Annotated in this window: 10 protein-coding genes; 1 reads left to right on the forward strand and 9 read right to left on the reverse strand. The window is 44.2% G+C overall.

The window, feature by feature from the left end; translation table 11 throughout:
• Nucleotides 1–43: 43 nt before the first annotated feature.
• Entirely contained in the window at nt 44–1,741 is a 1,698-nt protein-coding gene (locus tag GPK88_RS18340; protein WP_173762017.1) for a carbon starvation CstA family protein, read from the reverse strand.
• 643 nt (nt 1,742–2,384) lie between these two features.
• On the opposite strand from GPK88_RS18340, the gene GPK88_RS18345 reads away from it, so the two are divergent.
• Nucleotides 2,385–2,873 carry a DUF2798 domain-containing protein gene (locus GPK88_RS18345; RefSeq protein WP_173772171.1) on the forward strand — a complete coding sequence of 163 codons (489 nt, stop codon included), beginning with the start codon at nt 2,385–2,387 and terminating at the stop codon, nt 2,871–2,873.
• Nucleotides 2,874–2,969: 96 nt separating this feature from the next.
• Here GPK88_RS18345 and GPK88_RS18350 read toward each other — a convergent pair whose 3' ends face one another.
• From GPK88_RS18350 to GPK88_RS18385, 8 genes are all read right to left on the reverse strand, one after another.
• The gene (locus GPK88_RS18350; RefSeq protein WP_174095759.1) at nt 2,970–3,791 is read right to left on the reverse strand and encodes a protein-ADP-ribose hydrolase; all 822 of its coding nucleotides are present in this window, start codon (nt 3,789–3,791) and stop codon (nt 2,970–2,972) included.
• A gap of 17 nt (nt 3,792–3,808) precedes the next feature.
• A complete protein-coding gene (locus GPK88_RS18355) occupies nt 3,809–3,949 on the reverse strand; it encodes a hypothetical protein (RefSeq protein ID WP_252197821.1) in 141 nt (46 codons plus the stop codon).
• A 178-nt stretch (nt 3,950–4,127) separates the two neighbouring features.
• Entirely contained in the window at nt 4,128–4,367 is a 240-nt protein-coding gene (locus tag GPK88_RS18360; protein WP_021977530.1) for a hypothetical protein, read from the reverse strand.
• Nucleotides 4,368–4,475: 108 nt separating this feature from the next.
• On the reverse strand, nt 4,476–5,081 hold the full coding sequence (locus tag GPK88_RS18365) for a hypothetical protein (protein ID WP_021977529.1): 606 nt from the start codon (nt 5,079–5,081) through the stop codon (nt 4,476–4,478).
• Nucleotides 5,082–5,190: 109 nt separating this feature from the next.
• Nucleotides 5,191–5,688, reverse strand: coding sequence for a nitroreductase family protein (locus GPK88_RS18370; protein WP_215708125.1), 498 nt, complete (start codon nt 5,686–5,688; stop codon nt 5,191–5,193).
• A gap of 177 nt (nt 5,689–5,865) precedes the next feature.
• Nucleotides 5,866–7,023, reverse strand: a complete 1,158-nt coding sequence (locus GPK88_RS18375) for an MATE family efflux transporter (RefSeq protein WP_174095761.1) — start codon at nt 7,021–7,023, stop codon at nt 5,866–5,868.
• Between the two features lie 254 nt (nt 7,024–7,277).
• Nucleotides 7,278–8,405, reverse strand: a complete 1,128-nt coding sequence (locus GPK88_RS18380; RefSeq protein ID WP_174095762.1) for an SGNH/GDSL hydrolase family protein — start codon at nt 8,403–8,405, stop codon at nt 7,278–7,280.
• 43 nt (nt 8,406–8,448) lie between these two features.
• Nucleotides 8,449–9,186 carry a hypothetical protein gene (locus tag GPK88_RS18385; RefSeq protein WP_148445207.1) on the reverse strand — a complete coding sequence of 246 codons (738 nt, stop codon included), beginning with the start codon at nt 9,184–9,186 and terminating at the stop codon, nt 8,449–8,451.
• Nucleotides 9,187–9,427: the final 241 nt, after the last annotated feature.

The following is a 9,427-nucleotide window of genomic DNA, read 5'->3' on the forward strand; positions in this document are numbered from 1 at the left end:
GCCTCTTCAGCTAAACAGATATCCGTGATCTCATCCGATAATATTATGCTGTTGCTTTTTTATCATCTGTCTTCTCAAGCAACTTCTTCACACCCTGAATCGCTACCAGTACACCAAGGATCAGCAGTAATACTGCAAATACAAGCTGTAAGGTGTTTCCAAGATCCAGCCCTGTTGTTACCAGTGCCTTTGAAAGCTTTGTGATGGTCATGCCAAGTGCTGTGAAGGTAACTGCCATCATGAATACCATCGGGATCCAGAGCATGCAGCCCTGACGTTTTGTTTTCTTTAAGAATACTGCACAGGCTACAAGAGCGAGTACAGATAACAGCTGGTTTGCGGAACCGAACAGCGGCCAGATCTCCGCATAACCTACTTTTGTAAGCATGTAAGCAAGTACCAGTGTGATAACTGTTGCAAAATATTTATTTGTCACCACCTTCAGGAACGGGCTCATGTTTTCCTCATCTGTATCAGAATCAAGGAAAAATTCCTGGAATGACAGACGTCCGACTCTGGCTACAGAGTCAAGAGAGGTCAGTGCAAATGCAGATACTGCAAGGTTGATCAGGGTAAATACCAGTGAATGTGGAAGGCCAACTACAGAAAGGAAGTTTGCGATAGCACCTGCAAAAATCTGCGGCTGTGTTGTAAGCCCCTGTGCTGCTGCCTCGCCGTCTGCAAAGGATGCAACTGCGATCAGCGCGATGATGGCAAGCATACTTTCCATCAGCATTGCTCCAAAGGAAACAGGAAGCATATTTTTCTCATTTTTGATCTGCTTGGATGCAGTACCGGAGGATACCAGTGAATGGAAACCGGAAACAGCACCGCAGGCGATGGTTACAAACAGGATCGGGAACATATACTGTCCGTCTACGTTAAAGCTTGTAAATGCCTTCAGGTTACAGGAAGGATTGGCAACAAATACACCGATAACCGCACCGACGATCATGAAAATGAGCAGATAGCTGTTCAGATAATCACGTGGCTGAAGCAGTGCCCATACAGGAGCGACACTGGCGATCAGGATGTATACAAAAATGATGATATGCCAGGTTCCAAGACTTACATACATCGGGAAATTAAGTCCCAGAACAATTGCGGCTACCAGTAATATAATTGCTACTGCAGTGTTGATCCATTTATTGAACTTTGTATATTTAAGGAAAAATCCAAGTGCAACAGCTTCCAGAATGAACAGCATGGAAGTTGTTGCAACAGCTCCGTTTGCGGCTACCTTTGTAACAGCTCCTGCATCATTTGTGGCAAATCCGTTAAAGGTTCCTGCAACTACATCTGCAAATGCGGCTACAACCAGGATGCAGAACAGCCAGCAGAATAAAAGGAATAATTTCTTTCCAAGTTTTCCGATGTACTCTTCAATGATATATCCGATAGTACGTCCTTTATTCTTTACAGATGCGTACATGGATGCAAAATCCTGCACAGCTCCGAAGAACACACCACCGATGAGGATCCAGAGCAGAACCGGCAGCCAGCCGAAAATTGCGGCCTGGATAGGTCCGTTGATCGGGCCCGCACCTGCTATGGATGCAAACTGATGGCCAAATACTACATTTGTATCGGCCGGTACATAATCAACTCCGTCCTCCAGCTCATAAGCAGGAGTTTTTGCTTTTGGATCAATACCCCATTTGTTCTGGAGATAACGGCCATACAGAAGATATGCGCCTCCGAGAACTACAATGGCTATGATCATCATTGTTATTCCGTTCATAATATCAACTCTCTTTCCTTTGTGTTTTTTACTTTTATTTTATATATTAAAAAAGCCCCTGCTATCCTTTCGGATAACAAAGGCGGAATGTTCCGTGGTACCACTTTGTATTATCATATTTATCACTAAATACAACCACTTAGTGCTGTCTCTTCAAACAGCCTCTTCTGTAACGTGAAGACTACGTCCCGGCTTACTTAAAGATTTCTATTCAGCGGGATGCTCCCAGGTGATATCACAAAATACCTTCTGCCGCTTCTCATCAGCCTGCGGCTCTCTGTAATCCGGCATGCTTTTTGTGGTCTGTCCTGTTCCATGCATTTCTCTTTTTTATTTATCTAATGTTTTACTCCTTTTTTTATAAAATTTCAACAAATAATTTATACATATTTTATAAATTTGCATGCGTTTTTTTGTGCACATTTCAATTTCAAAAATAAAAGGCATCTATTTCTCGCAGAATTTTTCTCTTTACTTTTCCTGAAAAAATCTGCTATAATAATCCTCGTGCAAATTGAATATGGATTTTTCTGACACTAAATATCGCTTTGGCTGATGTCTGATGGCCGGGGCATATTTGGTGTCTTTTTTTGTGCTGAAATCCTATTTCATACTTTCATTCAATAAACAAGGAGGGCTCATCATGCCAAAAACAAAATTTCAAAGTATCATTTTTACACTGATCATGGTTTTCTTTATGGTGTTTTCCATGACCTGCTACACGATTTCCCTGAATATGGGCAGTCTGACACCACAAGTGTTTTCCATGGCGATCCGGGAGATGTGGGTTGAGTATGTGGTTGTTTTCTGCCTGATCTTTTTCCTGATCACAAAAACTGCTCAGAAACTAGCTTTCCGTATTGTCACTCCTGGCGTGGATAAACCGATTTTTATCATCCTTGCCATTCAGTCTTTTACTGTATGTCTCATTGTTCCGACTATTACATTGTTTGCAACATTTCTGCATAACGGTGTACAAAACTGGTTTACCAACTGGCTGCAGCTGGCAGTGCTTTGTTTCCCGGTTGCTTTCTGCCTGCAGATTTTCTTTGTGGGACCGCTTGTGAGACTGATCTTCCGAACACTGTTCCGCAGTCAGCTGGCGGATAATGCTGCACCGGAAGCTGCTTAAGCAGAAACTTCTTCCTTTCATATTCAGACAGATAAAATCATTCGCATTCGTTGTTTCTTACTTTTCGCATCTTCGCTAAGGACTTATCTGATTCAATTAAAACTGTCGCATATAATATTCCAGATCCATATCCTTAAACACATTAAAGATCACCCGGTCAAAAGCATCTCCGTGTTTTTCCAGGAATCTTTTTACTGTATCCACTGCTATCTCTGCGGCTTCTTTATTTGGAAAATGAAACTCTCCTGTGGAAATGCAGCAGAACGCTACGCTCCGGATCTGATGTTCCATGCAGCATCTGAGAACGTTTTCGTAGCAGTTCTTAAGATCCTGGCGAAGTGCATCTGTGACCTCATAATATACAATGGGGCCAACGGTATGGATCACATGATCCGCCGGCAGGTTGTAGCCTTTTGTCAGCATAGCCTGGCCTGTGGGTTCTTCATAGTTTCGCCCATATCGGATGCGCTTCTGGTTCATCTGGTGGCTGCACTCCGCCCGAAGCTCTACTCCGGCCGCAGAGTGTATCGCATTGTCAATACATCGATGGCATGGAACAAAACACCCCAGCATCTGGGAGTTTGCAGCATTGACAATAGCTCCCACCTGAAGTCTGGTAATGTCTCCCTGCCAGATAGAGATTTTTTCTGCAAAAACATCTCTGCTGTTGCAGCTGTCTTTTACTGTGGGAATCTGGTCCAGAGTCACGATTCCTTTTTCCCGGGCATCTTCCTGAAGAAATGCATCCTGTACTTCCTGCACCTCAGCATCCAGATGACGGGGCATGCGGATATTCATTAAAGACCGGAGGATCTTTCGTTTCTCCGGCTCGGAATCCGGTACTACAAGATCACTGTATTCTCCAGAATCCTCTTTAAATTTTTCTACAAGATAATCGAGACGTTGTTTCTGCTCCATAAGATTCTCCCCTCCTATTACATATTCTTCCTGATATCATCCAAGCTCTCACAAAGATCCCGGTTGATCCCGATTCCCCTTTTACCAAAGCTCTCCGGTATCACTGCCTCATCCAGGTTCAGCCGCACCAGATTTACATTCTTATTCTCCCGCACCATTTTTTCAAATGGAAAACGGATAATGGATGGGGTGTTAAAACCAACTCCAAGCTCCTTGCTTTAGGTCAAGGATTTTTTTGCCCGATCACGAAAAAGCAATAAAAATGCGGCATATATGTAAAACAGATCCATACTCCACTTTATGATCCGTTTTCCGTCACATACGCCGCATTACACATTATTCAGAAAATGTATATCTTACCATGTATCCTTTTCCATCACCGGTCACGATCACAACCCCGCCGTCGGGATTCTCAATCTTATCAATGATTGGAAATCTTCCTTTTTCTTTGACATAAGCTTCCGGGCTCTCAATCTTTGCTTCAACGATCTCTTGCTGAGAATGGCGATCACCACCACAGGGATTAATGGTTTCAATAATGATCTCGTATTCCTTCATACCCTTCACCTCTTTCATAATGCAGTTTTCCGGTTCCTATACTTATATTTTATCGCAAAAATCCCGGCTCTGCAAAATGTATTCTGCACAAAATATCAGAAGATTTATTGGTGTCTTTCACTATATTCAGGCTTCTTCCGCATCCATCTCTTTTTGGATCTCATCTTCGCTTTCTGCCATAGCCTGAAGTGTCATAGTAAGAAGTTTCGCAAGATCCCAGCCCAGCTGATCTGCGCCTCGCTGGATCACTTCTCTGGAACAGCCTGCCGCGAAACCTTTGCTTTTATATTTCTTTTTCAGGGATTTCAGCTCCATATCCTTGGTACTCTTGGACGGACGCATCAGCGCCGCGGCCCAGATCAGACCGGTGAGCTCATCCGCTGCAAAAAGGACTTTTTCCATCTCATGCTCCGGCGCAGTCTCAATAGTAGCTCCACAGCCAACAGTAATTCCATATCCATGAGAAACCACCGCATGAATGATATCTTCTCCCACACCTGCCTCACGGAGAAGTTCCGGTGCTTTCAGGCAGTGTTCCTCCGGGTAAAGTTCAAAATCAATATCATGGAGCAGACCTACAATGCCCCAGTATTCTGCGTCATCGCCATAGCCCAGCTCTTTTGCATACCATTTCATCACTGCCTCCACAGTCAGTGCATGCTGGATGTGAAAAGGATCTTTGTTGTATTTTTTTAATAATGCAAATGCTTCGTCTCTTGCTATATGTTCCATTTTTCTGTCCTCGATTCTGTTCTACTATCTATCACATCTGTCCTGCTGTACCAGAAAACCATATGTTCTGCCATTCTTCATTGTATTCTGACACAGCCCGATGCATACATTATTCTACAAAGTGGATCCTGCTCTCGTCAAAACGATCCTGCTGCTTCCTGCTCTCTGCCGGATATCCCAGGGCAAAGAGGGAAAAAACTTCCACATTCTCCGGAAGTTTCAGAATATCATGGACCAGATCCATGCGATCCTGCATCGGCGCGATTCCGATCCAAACGCCGCCAAGTCCCAGCGCATCCGTTTCCAGCCAGATATTTTCCTGGGCGATAGACATGTCGATCTGCGCCATGTCCTGCACAACCAGTCCCTCTTTCCGATATACCGGAACGATCACAACCGGCGCACCTGCCGCATATCCGGAATAAGGAGTCGCTTTGGAAAGTTCCCTGATCTTCTCCTTATCTGTCACAACATAAAACTCCCACGGCTGCTGATTACATGCACTTGGCGCCTGCATACCGGCTTTCAGGATCTGAAGGATTTTCTCTTTCTCCACGGGTTTATCTTCATATTTACGGATACTTACTCTGTGAAAAATATTCTCCATGATATTTCCTCCTCGTCTTTATGATCTACATTACTTTTCTGGTTTTATTTTGTCAGTGGGACTTCCACATTCTGTCTCTTTAATCATATCCTTCTCTGACAAAATCCTCTTTGCTCATTTTAGCACAGTTTTTTGCAGACGGACAGACCACATTCCTGAAAACGTTTACACGGTATCCTATACCCATTTTTTCTTTCTCAGATACAACATACATCCCAGGCACAGCACCAGCTGCAGGATCGAAGAAAACGGTGTTGCCAGCCCGATATCAAACAGCGTCGCACCGGCTCTGCGGCTCATAAACCATGACACCGGAACTCTCACACAGAAAGCACCTATGATTCCCTGGATCATTACAAACTTCGTCATACCGATTCCATTATAAAATCCGATATAGCAGAAAAAGATTGCCGTAAACAGACAGTCAATGGCATAAGCTTTCAGGTAATCTGCCGCTGCCTCGATGACCATTGCATCGGAGGAAAAAATTCCCGCCAGCACATTTCCATGGAAAAATGACAGGAAAAACATTCCAACACCAATGGCAAAAGAAACCGCCCCACCATAATGCAGAGCTTTTTTTGCCCGGTCCATGCGTCCCGCTCCGTAATTCTGCGCCACAAAAGCAGAAATGGACTGCATAAACGCAGATGAGATCAGCATGATAAACGCACAGACTTTTTCTGCAACGCCGACGCCTGCAGATGCCGTTACTCCCATGGAATTCACAATGGCCAGAATGATCAGAAAAGAAATGCTTACCAGAAGATCCTGTAATGCGATAGGCGCACCAAGCCCCACCATTTTCCGGAGAGTCCGGCCGTGGACCCCGATATCCGTTTTATGCATTTCAAAAGGCAGCTCTTTTTTGCGGATAACGCCAAAGGAAACGATCACACTGATAACCTGTGCAAATACAGTTGCAAAAGCAGCTCCTGACGTTCCCATCTTAAATCCCGCACAGAGGATCAGGTCCCCTGCAATATTGAATACACATGCAACGGCAACTGTAAATAACGGCGTTCTGGAATCTCCAATCCCCCTGAAAATACAACCGATCAGATTATACGCCACGATCACCAGCATACCGCCGCCGCAGATCCGCACATAAGCAACTGTTTTGTCAAAAGCTTCCTCCGGCGCATTCATGATGCTGCTGACCTGAGGCGCAAAGATCACCAGCACCGCAGTCATGACCAGCGCGATCACCGTAAACATCACAATCGCAGTTCCAACCGTCCGGCCTCCCTGTTTCCGCTCCCCACAGCCGATCTGCTGTCCCAGGAGCACTGTCGTTCCCATGGCAAAACTGCTCACAAGATTGGTAAGCGTCATCAGGATCTTGCCCTATGTAAAAGTGTTGTTTTTTTCCATTCTTATCCTCCTCTTCTTAATAAACGTTAAAAAAGCTGGATAAGCAACAGGCATCTCAGCCTGTCATCTTATCCAGCCATTGTTTCCGTCGAACAATCAATCCTCCGATGAACATTCACAGTATACTATATGCAATTTTTTACGTCAACCTTGATCTTACGCAATTCAGTTTCAAAAATGTAATCTCTTCTGTCTGCAGCTGCACATTACGTATCTCATTTATTTTTATATACACCCAGCACATTTTCGATATAATCCGCCATCTCCCGCGCCATCTCAAACTGCTCCGGAATACGGGGATGCCCCGGTGTAGCCACACCATTTCTGCTGAACAGAAAATATGAGATCTTCTCATCTTTCATGGAATCTACAACCCGGTCAATAGCATCATCCCAGCTCTTATCATGCTGTAAAACCGTCGTACAGCAGACGATCCACGCCTCCGGATAAACACCACGGAGCTTTTTCAGGAAATCTTTATAGTGATTGCGCCATTTATCAGCCATCTCACAACAATATGAATAACCATTTTCCACCTGCGTCACCTGATCTGATTCTTGTTCGTAAACACAGACACCTTGCGCTTTCTTCTCAGCCTCCACTTTCATATAATCCACCGGATAATTATCATTCTGCCCAAGAGCCACGATCACCACCTGAGGAACAAATTTCGAAAAATCCCACTCCGTCATCTCCCCAAACACAGAATTATAATGCACCTTATCCCACGCAGTCTCCATCCCCGTCTGCACCGGCCTGTGAAACCACCCCTGACCATCCATCAGCGCGATCCCACCCTGAGCAATATCATGAAGCTCCGCTCCCAACATCCGGGCCGTCAGCCAAGGAAAAGAAAACCAGCAATTAGAAAAACCCCCTTCATGCTCCATATCCGTTTTACCAGTAAAATCAATCGCCTCCACCGACTCCCCGGCAGAAACCGAATCCCCATAAACCTCAATCCTCCGCCCCGAAACCGGAGGCAGATAAATCAACCTCTCCCCATCCCCGATCTCAAACCCCAGGATCTTCAACTCATGACACCCATCCTGCCGCTTAAAAAACAAAACATGATGCACCCCTGACTCATTCTCCGGCACCTTAACCTCAATAACCGTCTCACCGAACTTTTTCAAATAAAACGCCGACTGCACCTGATCCAGAATACACCCCAGATAATTCTGCCAGTACTCATTAAAATTCTCCACATGAATCCTCAGCACCTCCCCCGAAAACCAAAACTCCGCCGAAGACCCCGGAAACACCCAAACCGGCTCCCCTTCCACACTCCAGTCAATCCTCCCCGTATATCGAATCCTCTCATCATTGGCAGAAATCCACATAAAATATCCCCTTAATTTTGGTTTATAGCTAACACATCACTTCTTACAGATTATACTCACCATACAGCTTCTGACGCCATTTTACATCCGTCACCACACGCTGTACTTCATCTGACCGTCCTTCCAGAAACAGTCGATTGATCAGTGCACTCAATCTCGCTTCACCCTCTGCTTTTCCTTCCGCTTTTCCTTCCGCTTTTCCAATCGCCATTCCTTCCTCGCGAAGCCTCTCAGATTCCAACTGCAAAACTTTTCCACCCATAACCTCGCCAACTCCTTTCCGAACTTTTTCTTTATTCCTGAAAACATAATCCGATATTCTGATAATCAGCCTATTCAGATCTGTATATAATTCTGCCCTCCCAGAAATCGAAATTTCTTTCCCCAGTTTATTACGTATATCTTCATATTCACTTAATAATCTCTGAAGTTTTTCCGAATCTTTCTCTATTATATCCGCAACCTTCTCATATCTCATAATATAAAATGGAAGCAGCATCAGAAGCTTTTTCTCAAAAATACTATCTTTTGTATAATTCTCCACTTTCACCGTCGGAACCCGATATACACACATCTGAGAATCTGGAAGGATTAACTCTACCTCCAGAAAATCCGGTGTTCTTTTTCCATTTCTCAAATATAGTACGCAAGATCTGGGAAATTCTACACAATATCTCCCATCAACTTTTTTTCTGTGTTCCAATGCAATTGCAAAGTCATACTCAACCATTCTGACCGCCATTGTCCGGAAAACATCATCGAATATAGTATTGTTGGTCATTAACACTCCTACTGGTATATAAAATTATACCACATCACCCAAACATAAAAACCCCATAAAATGGATTTTCACAAACTCTACAGTAACTCAAAATGGAAAATGCTCCAGAATATGAAGCTCCAAGAATGTCCATACAGACAAAGATCTTATAAGATATAATAACCATACCACGCATCACCCTGAAAATCATCCAAAACTATTCCAAAAATTATCCCATAATCCGACATCCTCCCCCCCCCCC

This window comes from Blautia sp. MCC269, from assembly GCF_018785655.1.
Classification (GTDB): Bacteria; Bacillota; Clostridia; order Lachnospirales; family Lachnospiraceae; genus Blautia_A.

Excerpts from the sequence above, each read along its gene's own strand:
- GPK88_RS18340 (WP_173762017.1), bottom strand. The coding sequence starts at position 1,741 with ATGAACGGAATAACAATGATGATCATAGCCATTGTAGTTCTCGGAGGC.
- GPK88_RS18345 (WP_173772171.1), top strand. The coding sequence starts at position 2,385 with ATGCCAAAAACAAAATTTCAAAGTATCATTTTTACACTGATCATGGTT.
- GPK88_RS18350 (WP_174095759.1), bottom strand. The coding sequence starts at position 3,791 with ATGGAGCAGAAACAACGTCTCGATTATCTTGTAGAAAAATTTAAAGAG.
- GPK88_RS18355 (WP_252197821.1), bottom strand. The coding sequence starts at position 3,949 with ATGGTGCGGGAGAATAAGAATGTAAATCTGGTGCGGCTGAACCTGGAT.
- GPK88_RS18360 (WP_021977530.1), bottom strand. The coding sequence starts at position 4,367 with ATGAAAGAGGTGAAGGGTATGAAGGAATACGAGATCATTATTGAAACC.
- GPK88_RS18365 (WP_021977529.1), bottom strand. The coding sequence starts at position 5,081 with ATGGAACATATAGCAAGAGACGAAGCATTTGCATTATTAAAAAAATAC.
- GPK88_RS18370 (WP_215708125.1), bottom strand. The coding sequence starts at position 5,688 with ATGGAGAATATTTTTCACAGAGTAAGTATCCGTAAATATGAAGATAAA.
- GPK88_RS18375 (WP_174095761.1), bottom strand. The coding sequence starts at position 7,023 with ATGACGCTTACCAATCTTGTGAGCAGTTTTGCCATGGGAACGACAGTG.
- GPK88_RS18380 (WP_174095762.1), bottom strand. The coding sequence starts at position 8,405 with ATGTGGATTTCTGCCAATGATGAGAGGATTCGATATACGGGGAGGATT.
- GPK88_RS18385 (WP_148445207.1), bottom strand. The coding sequence starts at position 9,186 with ATGACCAACAATACTATATTCGATGATGTTTTCCGGACAATGGCGGTC.